The organism is Fictibacillus enclensis (assembly GCF_030123385.1).
Taxonomy (GTDB): domain Bacteria; phylum Bacillota; class Bacilli; order Bacillales; family Fictibacillaceae; genus Fictibacillus_C; species Fictibacillus_C enclensis.
Map to the genome: position 1 here is coordinate 3,341,517 of NZ_CP126109.1, position 15,641 is coordinate 3,357,157.

Here is a 15,641-nt window from a genome sequence, read left to right on the forward strand (position 1 = left end):
ACCGTTCCTTCTGGCTTCTGTTTTATCTGTTCTACTATAGTTGATTAATACAGATTATACAGACATTGAAACAGAAACTCAATGATTCTTCAGGAAGGACTGCCCGGAATGCTCGGCATTATCACCTTTTGGTCGTTGATGCAGTTCAAGAACAAAATCCAGCGTCATCCATAATTTCTTCGTCTGTGCTATGAATGCCACAAGTGCGAAACCGAGCCAAACAACCGAGAAAACAAAAGCCGGACTTCCTGTCTGAGAAAAATTCAAATGCGGAATACCGTAAACCAGCAGCGCCAATAAAGAAAGTGCTTTAAACATGGTGTGATTGGCCATCATAAAAAAACCCCCTTGTCTAATGCTATGCATGTTGACAAGGAGGCAGAAGCAGAGCGTATCCTATCGTTCAATAAATTCTCCCGGTTTAAGGACCTTGCCGTCTCCTTTTAAAGATGCGACAAACTTGTCGGGATCCTGTTCAATCACAGGGTACGTATTGTAATGAATAGGCACTGTCAATTTCGCATTAAGCCACTCCGACGCGGTTGCCGCATCTTCTGGCCCCATCGTGAAATTGTCCCCGATCGGTAAAAAGGCCACATCAATATCATTGCGTTCGCCGATCATCTTCATATCCGAGAACAAGGCCGTATCGCCTGCGTGATAAATCGTTTTTCCTTCTGATGTAAAGAGAAGTCCCGCCGGCATGCCTGTATAGACAACCGTTCCGTCTTCTTCGGTAAAGCTGGATCCGTGGAAAGCCTGCGTCCACTTTACATATCCCCATTCGAACTGACAGCCGCCGCCAATATGCATGGGATGAACGTTCAAGCCCTTGGTACCAAAATATTCGGCCAGCTCAAACGGCGCTACAATCAGGCTGTTATTCCGTTTGGCAATTTCCTCTGCATCACCGGCATGGTCATTATGTCCGTGGGTCAGAAGAATAACATCAGGCTTTACGTCACCAATCTCCACATCACAAAAGGTGTTGCCTGAAATAAAAGGGTCAACCCATATGGAATGTTTTTCAGTGGTAATCTCTAGTGCAGATTGTCCATGGAACGTTAATTTCATTACTTCAACATCTCCTTTAATGGTTATCTGTAATTCATTTCGCAATTACAGCCTTCATTTCCTTCTCATTACCTGTTTTCACAGATCTTAAACGGACTTTTACAGAGGCGGTTCGTTTACAACCCCCCATTGAAGTGATACATTGAAAGCGTACTTCAAATATCAATGAATAGCCATACATAGGAAAGGAAGATACATTATGCAAAAAATCGAAGCACTCTCAACCTGGCTGAAAGAGCAAAACATACAAGGCGCATTTGTAACTTCAACCGCCAATGTTTATTATTTAACGGGATTTCGCTGTTTCCCTCACGAGCGCTTGCTCGGTGTATTTGTATTTCCGGATAAAGAGCCCGTTCTCATTTGTCCAGGAATGGAAGTACTACAGGCAAAAAATGCAGGATGGAAGCATGAGATTCTGGGCTTTTCCGACACGGATAATCCATGGGAAATGATTTCGGAAGCCATTTCCGGCCGCGGCATTTCTTCTGTGGAATCCATTGCCGTGGAAAAAGAGCATCTCTCCTATCATCGCGGTATGCAGCTGTTAAATCTGTTTCCAAACGCATCCCTTGTGTCCGTGGAGCATGAGCTGAATGCCATGAGGCTTGTCAAAAGCAAAGATGAAATTTCCATTCTCCGCGAAGCAGCACGTCTGGCCGACTTTGGCATAGAAACAGGAATCGCAGCCATAGGCACAGGAGTAACAGAGCTTGAGCTCGTCGCTACAGTGGAATATGCACTCAAGAAAAAAGGGGCGGCAGAAATGTCCTTTTCCACAACCATTCTGGCAGGTGAAAAGTCCGCGATGCCACACGGCAATCCCGGATTAAAAGAAATCCAGCCAGGAGACTTTGTCCTTTTTGATCTTGGAGTGGTGGTTGACGGATATTGCTCGGATATTACCCGGACCGTTGCCTACCAGTCGCTTTCCGAAAAGCAAAAAGAAATTTATGAAGTGGTGAAAAAAGCCCAGCAGGCCTCATTGGATCTGAGCAAACCGGGAACGCGCGTGGGTGATCTAGACCTTGCTGCAAGACGGGTCATCGAAGAAGCGGGATACGGCGACTACTTCCCTCACCGCATCGGTCATGGGCTTGGACTTGACGTTCACGAGCACCCTTCCATGAACGAAAAAAATAACGAAAAACTGGCTGAAGGAATGGTTTATACCATCGAGCCGGGTATTTACCTTCCGGATGTGGGTGGTGTAAGGATCGAGGACGATGTTTACATTACAGAAAGCGGCCACGAATGCCTTACACAATTCACCAAAGAACTTGTGATTGTAAAATAATCAGAAAAAACAGCGGATCCAAGATGGATTCGCTGTTTTTCTTTTGTATCAATCTTTATCAATAAACTCATGAACCGACTTATATTCAAGACCGTGCGCTTCTGCCACCGCTTCGTATGTCACATAGCCTTCAAGTGTATTAATCCCCTTAAGCAGAGCCTCATTTTTCCGGCAGGCTTCTTTGTACCCTTTATTTGCGATTTGGACCGCATAAGGTACGGTGACATTTGTAAGCGCCATCGTTGATGTCCGCGGGACCGCTCCCGGCATGTTGGCGACCGCGTAATGAACCACTCCGTGTTTTTCATACGTCGGATGATCATGGGTGGTGATTTTATCAACGGTTTCAAAAATACCCCCCTGGTCGATGGCTACATCTACAATGACCGACCCCGGCTTCATGGATTTGATCATTTCCTCTGTTACAAGTTTGGGCGCCCGAGCTCCCGGAATCAATACAGCGCCGATTACCAGGTCGGATTCACTTACAGAGAGAGCGATGTTTAACGGGTTGGAGATCAGGGTGTTAATCTCTGCTCCAAAGATGTCATCCAACTGTCTTAACCGCTCAGGATTTAAATCGATGATGGTCACATCAGCTCCAAGCCCCATCGCTATTTTTGCAGCGTTTGTTCCAACTACGCCGCCGCCGATGACGGTTACCTTTCCGCGTTTCACCCCTGGAACTCCTCCAAGCAGGATGCCTTTTCCGCCCTTTGGCTTTTCAAGAAACTGTGCGCCGATTTGCGCCGCCATTCTCCCTGCCACCTCACTCATCGGGGTGAGAAGGGGAAGTGAGCGGTTTGGCAGCTGTACGGTTTCATAGGCGATGCCCACTACTTTTTTATCAATCAGTGCTTTTGTCAGTTCCGGCTCTGGCGCAAGGTGAAGATAAGTGAATAAGATCAGTCCTTCCCTGAAATAAATATACTCTTCAGGCAGCGGTTCTTTTACCTTCATCACCATGTCCATGGCCCAGGCCTGATCAGCCGTCTGAACGATCGTTCCTCCCGCTTTTTCATACTCAGAATCATGAAAGCCAGATCCTTCACCCGCACCGCTCTGAATATACACTTCATGCCCGGATGCCACCAGGTTCAATACACCGGCCGGCGTCATCGCAACACGGTTCTCATTATTTTTCACTTCTGTGGGAACACCGATTTTCATTTTCCATCCTCCTCTTTGAGACCAATGATTATTTATGTAAAAACGTATCAATGTCTAGTCTTAGCATTCGAGCAAAAAAATACTAAAAAACTTCCTATTTCCGGTGGCGGTTGATGACATCCAGTCCGCCGGTCGCTGAAATGATACTGCCTGTAATCATATCCGAATTTTCTTCACACAAGAAAGATATCAGTCTGGCGATATCTTCTCCTGTTCCCGAACGGCCAATTGGTGTGTCCTGGTCTCTAAGCATCCTTGCTTCTTCTATACCGGCTTCCTTCATCTCTCCAACAATGTTGCCCGGACAGACCATGTTTGCCGTAATGCCATGTTCCGCTTCCTCAAGCGCGATGGTTTTGGTCAACGATACGAGCCCCACCTTTGCAGCACTAAAGGCTGAACGATAGACCCAGCCCGGAGTGTATTCTGCGTCTTGAAACCCATAGGTGATGATGCGTCCGAAACCATTTTTTCTCATAACCGGTATCGTACATTTTAAAAAGTGATACACTGAGCTTAAATTTCCGTCGATCATTTCATACCATTCATGATCTTCATAGTCAGCCAGTTTTTTTCGTTCAAATATATAAGGTCCTGCATTGTTAATTAAATAATCGATACGTCCAAATTGATCCAGAGCACTTTCACAGATATGGGAGATATCCTCTTTTTTTGTTACATCGCCTTTTATGTATTGGATACGGTCTTCATACAACTCCCATTCCTGCTTGAGCTTACTTACGGCCTGTTCATCACTCCGATAGTTGACAGTGACGGAACACCCCTGCTTGATTAACTGCTCTGATACTTTTTTGCCTAATCCTTTTGATCCTGCTGTGACAATGGCATGCCTCACTGTACCACCTCCAAAAACTCTGATCCTTCATTATCATTGTAACCATTTCTTCTTAACTAAGTCTATTCCGGACACCAGTTAAATGTGTGGCACTTCTCATCTCTGCAAAACAAAAAAGCACGCTGGGTTATCCAGGTGCTTTTTTGCCTGTCAGGATTCAAGACTTTCTTCGTCTTCCCATTCTTTTTTTGAATGGCCTTGATCTACATAGTCAACGACTCCGCTCTGATACGATTCGTTGATTTGCTGCTGTATGGTTATCTCATCTTCCTGATCAAAGGATGTAAAGGAACCAGGTTTTTCTTGTTTGGGCATACTTTTGTCCTCCTTCTCGGGTTTACCTTAGTGTTCACCACGTGAGGTTAGATTAGCGTGCCACAATTTGGCTGGTTAAATTTTGGTCTTCGCCACTTTCAATTGAGATCTGATGGCTTCAAACCCGGTTCCGCCTGCAGAATTCCGGCGGGATACCACGGTTTTCGGCTGCAGGACGTCATAAACATCTTCCTCAAAACATGATGAAGCGGATTTATATTCTTCAAACGGCAGATCCAGTAAATACATCTGCTTCTGAATACAGGTTAGCACAAGCTTTCCGACAATTTCATGCGCTTCGCGGAATGGAATGTTTTTATTTACCAGGTAATCGGCGAGTTCAGTGGCATTTGAAAAATCCGAAGAAACGGCTTTTTGCATATTCTCCGATTTAACGGTAAGACCTTCAAGCATGCCGGTAAAAATGGCCACTGAACCTTTTAACGTATGCACCGCGTCAAACAAGGGTTCTTTGTCTTCCTGCATATCCTTGTTGTACGCAAGCGGCAGTCCTTTTAGCACGGTCAGCAAGGAAACGAGGCTGCCATAGACACGTCCGGTTTTCCCGCGGATCAGCTCTGCCATGTCCGGGTTTTTCTTTTGCGGCATCATGCTGCTTCCTGTTGCGAACGAATCACTGATTTCAACAAATTGAAACTCCTGTGAAGACCACAGAATCAGCTCCTCGCAAAAACGGGACAAATGCATCATAACAAGCGAAGCATTGCTGCAGAATTCGATCAGGAAATCCCGGTCACTGACCGCATCCAGGCTATTGTGGTAAATATCATCAAACCCAAGAAGCTGGGCGCTGTATTCACGGTCGATAGGAAACGTCGTGCCTGCAAGCGCACCGGCTCCCAGTGGAGACACATCGATCCGCTTCATGCTGTCGGAAAGGCGTTCTTTATCTCGCTGGAACATCCAGAAATAAGCCATCAAATGATGGGCGAAAGAAACCGGCTGCGCTCTCTGCAGGTGGGTGTAGCCCGGCAGGATGGTTTCCACATGTTCCTCTGCCAGAGAAAGAAGCACCGTTTGCAGCTGATTAATCTGTTCGATAAATGCAGAAACCTGCTTTTTCATGTACAGATGGATATCAGTAGCGACCTGGTCATTACGGCTTCTGCCTGTATGGAGTTTTCCGCCTACAGGTCCAACTTCATCCGTAAGAAGCTTCTCCAGGTTCAGGTGAATATCTTCATAGTCCACCTTGAACTCAAGCTCATTGTTCTGTGCTTTTTTCAAAAGGGTTTGAAGTCCGTTCCGAATGGTCTCTGCTTCTTCTTCTGTTATGATCCCGCATTTGGCAAGCATCGTCACATGGGCGATGCTGCCTGCAAGATCCTCTTCTACTAGTTCTTTATCAAAAGAGATGGAAGCACCGAATTCATCGACCCATTGTTCGGCAGATTCGGTAAATCTTCCTCCCCATAATTTTGTGGTCATGCTTTCACCCCGTTTTGCTGCTTCACCTGGCTGCTTACTTTGGTTGGTAAGCCCCATAGGGAAATAAACCCTATGGCATCCTGGTGATTGAATGTATCGTCTGTTGAATAGGTGGCAAGTTTTTCATCATAAAGGGAAAATGGTGACTTACGTCCTTCCACAATGGCATGCCCTTTAAACAGCTTGACACGTACCACGCCCGTTACTGTTTTTTGTGTTTGTTCAAGAAAAGCCTGAAGTGCAGGGCGAATTGGAGAATACCATAGCCCTTCATAAATTACTTCCGTCAATTTTTTCTCAACAACCGGCTTAAAATGAGCTACTTCTTTTACAAGCGTGATATCTTCCAGCTCGCGGTGCGCTTTTAAAAGCGTTACGGCTGCAGGACATTCATAAATTTCACGTGATTTAATACCCACCAATCGGTTTTCCACATGATCAATTCGGCCAATCCCATGTGCTCCGGCTATCTTGTTCAAATGTAGAATCAAATGCTCCAGGCCGTACGGAATCCCGTTCAGCGCAACAGGAACACCTTCTTCAAATGCAATTTCGATGATTTCAGGTGTGTTCGGTGTATCTTCAAGTGCTGCCGTTAAATCATATGCGTCCTCTGGTGGTGCAACCCATGGATCTTCCAGAATGCCGCATTCATTGGCTCTTCCCCACAGGTTTTGGTCCACTGAATACGGGCTGTCAAGTGTAGCCGGAATCGGAATATTATGTTTTCTTGCATATTCAATCTCTTCATCACGTGACCAGCCCCATTCACGAACCGGAGCAATCACTTCAAGATTCGGATTCAAGGCAGAGATGGAAACTTCAAAACGAACCTGGTCGTTCCCTTTTCCTGTACAGCCGTGAGCTACCGCCTGCGCTCCATATTCCTCTGCTACCTCAACCAGCTTTTTGGCGATCAACGGTCGGGATAACGCAGAAAGCACCGGGTATTTTCCTTCATACATTGCATGACTTTGAAGAGCCGGAAGGACAAACTCCTGTGCAAATTCTTTTTTTACATCGAGGCTGATGGATTCAACGGCCCCAACAAGCAAAGCTTTTTCTTTAACAAAATCGAGGTCTTTTCCTTCTCCTACATCCAGTCCAAGAGCGATGACATCGTAACCTTTTTCCTGAAGCCACTTTATCGCTACTGAAGTATCCAATCCGCCTGAGTATGCCAATACTACTTTTTTGTTCGCCATTCTGTAAAAACTCCTTTGTATTAAAATACTTTAAATTTAATTTTTATGCATTACCGGTTAAATAAAAGAAGCTGCACTTTGCAACTTCAATTTTTCTTCTGAGACCACTATACCAACTCTTGAATCATATTTCAATAATTATTTATAAAAATGTATAAATATTAATAGGAATTCTGTTTTACATCTCCTTTATATTATGTATGATGGAAGCAGAGGTGATGGAAGTGACATCTGATTTTGAATTTAATGGACGGCTCGGCATTGCCCTGCCCCGCCTGGAGCAGCCCTGGGAATACTATTCGGCAGCCAGACAGGCGGAAGTCCTTGCACAGTGGGAAACCGTCCGCGGAACCATCCCGGACAGAATAGCACAGATTGAAGAAACCATTAATCGAAAACAAGAAGCGCTCGGCGATGAAGATGATTTCGAAACTTCCTGCCGGTTAAATTGGGACATCGCTGAGCTTGCTTCCATAATTAACGATTTGTGGCTCTGGTACCGTACCCATCAGGATATTAGCACAAGGCTTCACCCATAATAAAAAACACCCGATAGTGATCAACAGATTATCGGGTGTTTTTGTATGTTGTATGCATAAAATGCATAAAATTATAGTTGTTTATCCATTAAAAAACGTTTTTGATAAAATTTATGGGCAAACTCTGTAACTTCCCTCGACTTCTGGTAGTTCATTCCGGCCCCAAACAGTACTCCAAGAAGCGGAATTCCCTGGACGACCTTCTTTTTCAGCATCGTAATGATCAGACCTTTGATTCCCTGTCTGAGAGGCATGGACAGCCATGAAATATCAGCTACCGACTCATCTCCTACATAAAAAAAGGAATCGGCTTCTCCGCTGCTGATTTCCTCCATCAGTTCATCCCAGCTCTCATGCTGATAGCGTTTAGGAAGAGTGGATGCATGGAACACCTTGAGCGACATCATCATTTCATACGGTTTTTGAATGTCATATCCATAATTCATTGCAATGTATTGAATGGAACGAACCTGCAGGGCAATCATTGCCGGAATGTCGATTCCCAATAGCAATAAACCACCGGTTCCCGAAAGTCCTCCCTGGGCAAGCGACAGCATCCGGCTTCTGGCAATCTGCTGTTGGGCAATATATGTAAGCTGGTCAACGGAGCATACTTTTAAATCTTCAATTTCTTCCGCTTCCGGATGAAAGATTCTCGCCTCTGATAACAGCCTTTCCCGAACATCCATTTGATGCCTGGAATTTTGGATCAGCGAATGAACATGGAACAACGCGGCATCAATACCATTGTTCATCTTTTCAATCAGGGCGGGGTTCAATTGGTTCAGCTGCTGTTTCACCCATCGCTCGTACGTTGCTTCAAAGTCTGTCGGCTCATATTCAAAATAACTGGACTCCCATTGAAGAATGGAATTCAATACTTTTTCCTCTCTTGGCGTTAGGCTCACAATTCAACCTCCTGCGATTTCGCATTTGTTATAGTTATTATACAATCTTTTTATCCTTTATAACATATTTCCCCTGCACCCTGCATCTTCGTGCACGGAAAGTCGGATGCCCATTCATTTCTCCTGCTATTGTTGCAGTTAAGGAGGTTATTATGGATCAGTTGAAAAATATTAACACGGCAATAAGCTATATCGAAGAGCATTTAACAGAACGTATCGATTTCAAACAAGTGGCCCAAAAGGCCTTCTGCTCCGAATATCATTTCAAGCGAATGTTTTCCTTTCTCGCAGGTATGACGCTTTCTGAATATATTCGGCGGAGGCGCCTGACACTAGCTGCCTTTGAACTCGGCGACACTTCATTGCGGGTGATCGACATCGCTGTAAAATTCGGATACAGTTCTTCAGACGCCTTTACGAGGGCTTTTCAAAACCTTCATGGAATCGCTCCCTCAGAAGCCAGGCAGAACGGCCATCCATTAAAAGCTTTTCCGCCAATGACCTTCCATCTATCGATCAGAGGAGGAAATGAAATGAATTACCGTATCGTAGAAAAGGAAGCCTTTCGTATTGTAGGTATCAAAAGGCGAGTCCGGCTCCAGTTTGAGGGTGTAAACCCCGAAATACAATCCATGTGGGAAAGCTTGGATGAACAGAAAATTAAAGAATTAAAAGGCTATTCCAATATTGACCCGCATGGACTGATCAGCGCTTCAGCCCATTTTTCTGAAGAAAGAATGGAAGGGAAAGGAGAACTGGACCATTACATTGGTGCGGCAACTACAATCCAGACATCTGATGACTGGACGCTGCTTGAAGTTCCGCAAGCCACGTGGGCTGTTTTTGAAGCGGTCGGCCCTTTTCCACAAACCTTGCAGCAAACCTGGGGACGCATCTATTCGGAATGGTTTCCAGCTTCTAGCTATGAACAAATAGAGGGACCCGAAATTCTGTGGAATGAACAAAAGGATATCACATCGCCAACCTTTAAAAGCGAAATTTGGATCCCAGTTAAAAAGAAGGAACATCAATAAAAGAAAAAGGACAGCTCCATCAAGGCTGTCCTTTGGTTTGAATGTTTATTTAGAAAGTCGTACAGTGTCGCGGGCAATCATAACTTCTTCGTTGGTTGGAATCACGATGACTTTTACTGGTGAATGCGGATAGCTGATGAAAGCTTCCTTGCCGCGAATTTTATTTAAAGCAGGGTCCCAGTATACTCCCATGAATTCCAGGCCGCGAAGCACTCTTGCTCGAACGGTGTCACTGTTTTCACCAATTCCGGCAGTAAAGATGATTGCATCGATTCCAGCCATGCGTGCAGCATAAGAACCGATGTATTTATGAATGCGTGAAGCAAATACTTCTAGTGCCAGCTCTGCTCTCTCGTTACCTTCATTCGCTTGTTGCTCGATATCGCGAAGATCGGAAGAGAAACCGGAAACACCAAGCATACCGCTCTTATTGTTCAGTACGTTCAGTACCTCTTCAGCGGTTTGACCCGTTTTTTGCATAATATACGGAATAAGCGCAGGGTCAATGTTTCCTGAACGGGTTCCCATGGTCACACCCGCAAGTGGCGTAAACCCCATGGAAGTGTCAATCGATTTTCCACCTTCAATGGCAGCGATACTTGCTCCGTTACCTAAATGGCAGGAAAGGAGGCGAAGCTGTTCAATCGGGCGGCCCAAGAGTTCAGCCGCACGCTCGGATACATATTTATGAGAGGTTCCGTGAAAGCCGTATTTACGGATTCCGTACGTTTCATAATATTCATATGGTAAACTGTACAGAAATGATTGTTCAGGCATGGATTGATGGAATGCTGTATCAAACACAGCAACAGCCGGAACATCGGGCAATACTTCCTTGAATGCACGAATGCCTACTACGTTGGCAGGATTATGAAGGGGAGCAAGGAAAGAAAGCTCCTCAATTTCTTCAAGAACTTGATCCGTGATAACCACAGAATCATGAAATTGTTCACCACCGTGTACAACCCGGTGCCCGATTCCTTCAATTTCATCATAAGAGGAAATGATGTTGTGATCTGTCAGTTTGTTGAGCAGCATTTTGACCGCTACTCCGTGATCAGGAATATCGGTTACTTCTTTTATTTTTTCCCCATTCACTTCAATCGTGAAGATGGAGTCATTTAATCCGATTCGTTCAACCACGCCTTTTGTGAGAACCAGCTCCTCAGGCATTTCAAGCAATTGAAATTTTAAGGAAGAACTCCCGGCATTGATTGCAATAATTTTAGCCATTCTTTTAGCTCCTTAACAGCAATGAAAAAGAAGTACATGTAACCATGAACTTCTTCTCATTATAAATTCAATATATCCTTAACCATTTAACCATCGTTATTCGGTTATTTCAAGTTTGTAAAGGCTTTCCGGGCATATTCGTATTTTTCAGAAATGAATTCGTTTCCATTGTGGATAAATGCCTTTTTTTATGGACGTTTAAGTTCTTCGCTAAACCATTCATTCATTTGGTCCATCACGTTAGCAATGGCCTGCTTTTTGGAAAACGACGGCAGATCCACCAGCAATGCCTGTTTCGGTTTCACTGTATTCTCCCCGTTTTTCTGCAGAAGAAGGATGCTTTTTGCCTGTGATTCCTGTTTAAAAAGACTTAGCGGCAGCTGAATCATCCCAATGATGACGGCCTTTTCTTTGATCATTTTTTGAAGAAGAGGCGCCTGTTCACTGGAAAACAGCCCATTGGGCACAAGAAATACCCCAAATCCCGATTCTTTCAGGTAATGAAGGCTTTGCTCAATGAGCAGATGATGGGCATAAGTGTGTCCCTCATTAGCATGAACGATAAATTCTTTTGCTGCTTCATCATTTGGATAAAAACCGACAGGAAGATCGCAGACCACAAGATCCACGGGTTCCACATAAAGCGGCTTAATGCTGTCTTGATGATAAAACTCCACGTTATGCTTTTGCAGATTGGAAATGATCCATGCCAGACGCAAAAGGGTTTCATCCACCTCTACGCCAAAGCTTTTTATATTGCCTTCCAATTGATTCAAAACCGTTGTCAGCAAATTACCCGCTCCTGCCGCAGGATCCAGCAACGCAAACTCTTTGGCGGAAGGCATCAGCTTTTGGACAAGATAACTGATAAAAATACCAACCGCATCCGGCGTCATGGCATGATGCGGCTGTATGGCTTCCTTCATCCCTTTCAATACAGCCAGCTGAAAAGCTTTTCGGATTTCTTCCCGATTCATTGCTTCAAGCTTAACCTTTGCGTATTCCTTTTCTAAAAATACTTTGGTGACTTGCGACACGTCTTCGGGGATTTCTTTATGAAACATATTTTCTCCGGTTTCCACAAGGGCATCCAAATAGGTCAGTTCCTCTTCCTGTTTAATTCTTTCTGCCGATTGGTCGATAACCGTAAATAATTTTTCCACATTCGAAAGATTGCTGTTCATTGTCGTTCCTCCTAAATATCCTGCAACCGCACTGTTTATGCGTTTAATCCTATATACCAAAGCTGATCATGGGAGATAATACCGCTAAAAAACTCCGGAATCAAAATCCGGAGTTTCTTGTTTTACTTGGCAGCTTTTGCAGCTTCAATAGCCGCCTCATAATTTGGATGGTTGGTTACTTCATCCACGTATTCAACGTAAGTTACTTTGTCAGAGCTGTCTACAACGAAAACCGCTCTTGCAAGAAGGCGAAGCTCTTCAATTGCTACACCGTAAGCTTTACCGAAAGAAAGATCGCGGTGATCGGATAGCGTTTGAACGTTCTCTACTCCAGCTGCTGCGCACCAGCGTTTTTGAGCAAAAGGAAGGTCAACAGAAACGGTGAGAATTTTCACATTGTCCAATTGGGAAGCTTCCTCATTAAAACGGCGGGTCTGCGCATCACAAACTCCTGTGTCAACAGAAGGCACCACTGAAATTAAACGAACAGAACCTTTAGAATCCGCAAGTGTCACTTCTGATAAATCATTGGCCAGCACCGTAAAATCCGGAGCCTGGTCACCTACCTGTACTTGCTTTCCAGCCAGCGTAACCGGTTTTTCTTTAAATGTAACTCCCATGAAAACAGCCTCCTCTTATTTAATTATGTACATGTCCCATCATATAGCGAAGAACCAGAATGTGCAAATGAAAAGCTGAAGGGGCCATTTAGAGACGAAAAACACTGGAGGGCTTTGCCATAAAACGCTTTTTGTTTTCTGGCAAAGATTGAAGTGGTCGAGTCTCTGGCCCCTGAAGCTGGATCGATGAAAAGCTGAGGCAGGCGATTAAAGCCGACAGAAGTTGGAACTCTCGAATATCAACACGCTTTTTGTGTTGAGGAGAGAGAGTGAAACGGCCGAGGCTTTGCCTGCCGAAGATGGATCAGTGAAGAGCTGAGGGGACCGTTTAGAGACGAAAAACACTGGAGGGCTTTGCCATAAAACGCTTTTTGTTTTCTGGCAAAGATCGAAGTGGTCGAGTCTCTGGTCCCTGAAGCTGGATCAGTGAAAAGCTGAGGGTACCGTTTGGAGAGAAGTCTTTAAAGCCGACAGCCCTTCTGCGACACGTTTACCCGCCATAGTCACTGATTTACTCGCCAAAACTGGATTATGTTAACCGCAAAGAAAAAAGCTAACTGTAAAAACAGTTAACTCAAAAAGGGTTCTGCGGTTGATTCGGATTGTTCTGATGCTGTACATTGCGTTGTCTGTTTTTATTGTTCATCATTTGCTGGATTTTCTCCACAACGCTTGGTGCAAGATCAAGCAACCGCTCGTACAAATGAGTGCTGTTGTCCAAATGGATGGTTTTGATGCCATTTGAGCCAACAATCAAGAAAGCAATCGGTGTAATGGAGACCCCGCCACCGCTTCCTCCGCCAAATGGCAGCTCTTCTGAATCCAATGGATTTTGCTGGCTGCTTCCGTTTTGTTGATCTCCGCCGCCAAATTCACTTCCCCCAGCCGCAAAGCCGAATCCAACCTTAGAAACGGTCAGGATGACGCTTCCATCCGGGGTTTCAACCGGATCACCTATAATGGTATTTACATCGATCATTTGTTTCAGGTTTTCCATCGCGGTTTTCATTAAGCCTTCGATAGGATGCTCAGACATGTGATGTTCCTCCTGCTACATATTTTTTGGATTTTTTGTTTGCGTTGGAGCTGATGGATCTCCAGTGCTTCAACACTTGTAACATGACGACAATAGCATGCCCGATTTTAAAAGAAATCATACAAGACAGCCGGGTTTGCGTAAGGGTTCCCTGATAAACAGGTACAACTCCAATGGTTGGAATGCCCTTTAACCTTACAAAGTGAGATAAAAGGCCAAGAACGTTTCCCTTTAATGCCCACACCAAACCCGACGCCACTGCAGTAGATGCAGCGTCGCCCAGCCCAAACCGGCTGTTCCATTTTACATCTGTAATGGTCACCTTTTTAAAAAAAACCTTGAGAATACGATAAAAGCCTCCAACATGCCGGAGTAAATTCCGATAGTTGTGATAGCTGTTCAAAAAGGCATGCAGTGTAATGCTTTTTCTCTTCTTTTTTTCCTTGGTCGCGCCTTTTGATTTTTCCTTAAGGTCCAGCTTCTTTTCTGCAAGATTAACCTTGATCTCCGGCAGCTCCAGCGTATAGGAAATCACTTTCCAAAGCGTAATCTTTAACCGAAGAAAATCGTCATCTCCCTGATGGGTGAACAAAAAAGTAATGTGGAGCGTCGACAGTGGTATGGCAATAAATAAGAGCAACAGCAAAATGAGAATACTATAAACAATCAACACAGGCTATTCTTCCTTTCACAACCATTATGGGCTTGGCGGAAAAAAATAAACCTGCTGTACGGCAAAAGGATTTATAAAACAAGAGTAGAAATGGATAAAGGACACCAGAAACATTCAACAGGAGGACATCACATGACAGACGATCGCAGAAATTTATTTGTAGCGTACAAGCAGGAAGATGAGGTATTAAGAAAGGTAGAGCCCCTCTTGGAGCTTGCTCAAAATTACGGTTTTACCCTTGTGGATGATTATAAAAAAGCCAATATTATTGCGTCGATTGGCGGTGACGGCGCCTTTTTGCAGGCAGTAAGGAAAACCGGATTCAGAGATGACTGCCTGTACGTGGGGGTCAGTACGGGAGAGCTTGGCTTTTATTGTGATTTTCATGTGGATGATCATGAAAAAATGATGACCGCCATGGACAACAACGAAGTGGAGGTCCGTAAATATCCAACATTGGCAGTCACGATGGATCATGATGATTCAACGTTCTATTGTTTGAATGAATGCTCTATCCGCTCTTCCATCATCAAAACACTAGTGATGGATGTGTTCATCGATGATTTATACTTTGAAACCTTCCGGGGGGATGGCATGATCGTCTCGACGCCTACCGGAAGTACGGCTTACAACAAGTCCGTAACAGGTGCAGTTGTCGATCCCAAACTGCAGTGTTATCAGGTAAGTGAAATGGCGTCCCTAAACAACAACCTGTATCGGACACTTGGTTCTTCCTTTGTTTTGAGCAACGAACGAAAACTCACCTTTAAAATCGAACAGGACAATAACCAATATCCCATCATCGGCATCGATAACGAAGCATTGAGCATCAGACATTCGGAATCCATCCGTTTCCACTTATCCGACCGTGTAGTAAAAACGGTGAAACTAAAGGACAATTCATTCTGGCATAAAGTGAGACGAAGCTTTTTATAAAAAAGTCTTTTCCGTTAACATTGCAGCCTAAGAAGTAGTTGATTTCCGTTCCTGGATGCCCGCTTTCCGCGGGAGTCTCACACCTTGCGCTCCAATCGACGATCATAGAAGT

The 15,641-nt window shown here is 44.6% G+C and carries 17 protein-coding genes; 4 read left to right on the forward strand and 13 right to left on the reverse strand.

The annotated features are described in order from the left end of the window. Positions 1-78: 78 nt before the first annotated feature. Both QNH15_RS17540 and QNH15_RS17545 read right to left on the reverse strand, forming a co-directional pair. A complete protein-coding gene (locus QNH15_RS17540; RefSeq protein ID WP_283889500.1) occupies positions 79-336 on the reverse strand; it encodes a hypothetical protein in 258 nt (85 codons plus the stop codon). 60 nt (positions 337-396) lie between these two features. Beyond that, a complete protein-coding gene (locus tag QNH15_RS17545; RefSeq protein WP_283889501.1) occupies positions 397-1,074 on the reverse strand; it encodes a metal-dependent hydrolase in 678 nt (225 codons plus the stop codon). A 199-nt stretch (positions 1,075-1,273) separates the two neighbouring features. Here QNH15_RS17545 and QNH15_RS17550 point away from each other — a divergent pair, with 199 nt between their 5' ends. Then, on the forward strand, positions 1,274-2,371 hold the full coding sequence (locus tag QNH15_RS17550) for a M24 family metallopeptidase (RefSeq protein WP_283889502.1): 1,098 nt from the start codon (positions 1,274-1,276) through the stop codon (positions 2,369-2,371). A gap of 48 nt (positions 2,372-2,419) precedes the next feature. Here the strand turns inward: QNH15_RS17550 and ald are convergent, their stop codons facing one another. The 5 genes from ald to QNH15_RS17575 form a co-directional block, all read right to left on the reverse strand. Next, on the reverse strand, positions 2,420-3,541 hold the full coding sequence (gene ald / locus QNH15_RS17555) for an alanine dehydrogenase (RefSeq protein ID WP_283889503.1): 1,122 nt from the start codon (positions 3,539-3,541) through the stop codon (positions 2,420-2,422). A gap of 94 nt (positions 3,542-3,635) precedes the next feature. Beyond that, positions 3,636-4,397 carry an SDR family oxidoreductase gene (locus tag QNH15_RS17560; RefSeq protein ID WP_283889504.1) on the reverse strand — a complete coding sequence of 254 codons (762 nt, stop codon included), beginning with the start codon at positions 4,395-4,397 and terminating at the stop codon, positions 3,636-3,638. A gap of 150 nt (positions 4,398-4,547) precedes the next feature. Beyond that, complete coding sequence (locus QNH15_RS17565) at positions 4,548-4,712, reverse strand: hypothetical protein (RefSeq protein WP_283889505.1); 165 nt, start codon at positions 4,710-4,712, stop codon at positions 4,548-4,550. Positions 4,713-4,787: 75 nt separating this feature from the next. Next, positions 4,788-6,161, reverse strand: a complete 1,374-nt coding sequence (gene argH, locus QNH15_RS17570; protein ID WP_283889506.1) for an argininosuccinate lyase — start codon at positions 6,159-6,161, stop codon at positions 4,788-4,790. Beyond that, complete coding sequence (locus tag QNH15_RS17575) at positions 6,158-7,366, reverse strand: argininosuccinate synthase (protein WP_283889507.1); 1,209 nt, start codon at positions 7,364-7,366, stop codon at positions 6,158-6,160. The genes argH and QNH15_RS17575 overlap by 4 nt, the downstream gene beginning before the upstream one ends. A 218-nt stretch (positions 7,367-7,584) precedes the next feature. Between QNH15_RS17575 and QNH15_RS17580 the strand changes: the two genes are divergently transcribed. Next, complete coding sequence (locus QNH15_RS17580) at positions 7,585-7,905, forward strand: hypothetical protein (RefSeq protein ID WP_430667097.1); 321 nt, start codon at positions 7,585-7,587, stop codon at positions 7,903-7,905. A 71-nt stretch (positions 7,906-7,976) separates the two neighbouring features. Here QNH15_RS17580 and QNH15_RS17585 read toward each other — a convergent pair whose 3' ends face one another. Beyond that, positions 7,977-8,813, reverse strand: a complete 837-nt coding sequence (locus QNH15_RS17585; protein WP_283889508.1) for an EcsC family protein — start codon at positions 8,811-8,813, stop codon at positions 7,977-7,979. 152 nt (positions 8,814-8,965) lie between these two features. Between QNH15_RS17585 and QNH15_RS17590 the strand changes: the two genes are divergently transcribed. Next, positions 8,966-9,847 carry an AraC family transcriptional regulator gene (locus QNH15_RS17590; RefSeq protein WP_283889509.1) on the forward strand — a complete coding sequence of 294 codons (882 nt, stop codon included), beginning with the start codon at positions 8,966-8,968 and terminating at the stop codon, positions 9,845-9,847. 45 nt (positions 9,848-9,892) lie between these two features. Here the strand turns inward: QNH15_RS17590 and QNH15_RS17595 are convergent, their stop codons facing one another. The 5 genes from QNH15_RS17595 to QNH15_RS17615 all read right to left on the reverse strand — a co-directional run bounded on the left by QNH15_RS17595 (position 9,893) and on the right by QNH15_RS17615 (position 14,593). Continuing rightward, positions 9,893-11,080, reverse strand: a complete 1,188-nt coding sequence (locus tag QNH15_RS17595; protein ID WP_283889510.1) for an acetate kinase — start codon at positions 11,078-11,080, stop codon at positions 9,893-9,895. A 188-nt stretch (positions 11,081-11,268) separates the two neighbouring features. Next, positions 11,269-12,264: a class I SAM-dependent methyltransferase gene (locus QNH15_RS17600; RefSeq protein WP_061972488.1), complete on the reverse strand. Its 996-nt coding sequence runs from the start codon at positions 12,262-12,264 to the stop codon at positions 11,269-11,271. 122 nt (positions 12,265-12,386) lie between these two features. Next, positions 12,387-12,884, reverse strand: coding sequence for a thiol peroxidase (gene tpx / locus QNH15_RS17605; RefSeq protein ID WP_090234970.1), 498 nt, complete (start codon positions 12,882-12,884; stop codon positions 12,387-12,389). Between the two features lie 574 nt (positions 12,885-13,458). Continuing rightward, on the reverse strand, positions 13,459-13,920 hold the full coding sequence (gene ytfJ / locus QNH15_RS17610) for a GerW family sporulation protein (RefSeq protein WP_283889511.1): 462 nt from the start codon (positions 13,918-13,920) through the stop codon (positions 13,459-13,461). Beyond that, on the reverse strand, positions 13,913-14,593 hold the full coding sequence (locus QNH15_RS17615; RefSeq protein WP_283889512.1) for a DUF2953 domain-containing protein: 681 nt from the start codon (positions 14,591-14,593) through the stop codon (positions 13,913-13,915). The genes ytfJ and QNH15_RS17615 overlap by 8 nt, the downstream gene beginning before the upstream one ends. A 132-nt stretch (positions 14,594-14,725) precedes the next feature. Here QNH15_RS17615 and QNH15_RS17620 point away from each other — a divergent pair, with 132 nt between their 5' ends. Next, entirely contained in the window at positions 14,726-15,529 is an 804-nt protein-coding gene (locus QNH15_RS17620; RefSeq protein WP_283889513.1) for an NAD kinase, read from the forward strand. Positions 15,530-15,641 lie beyond the last annotated feature (112 nt).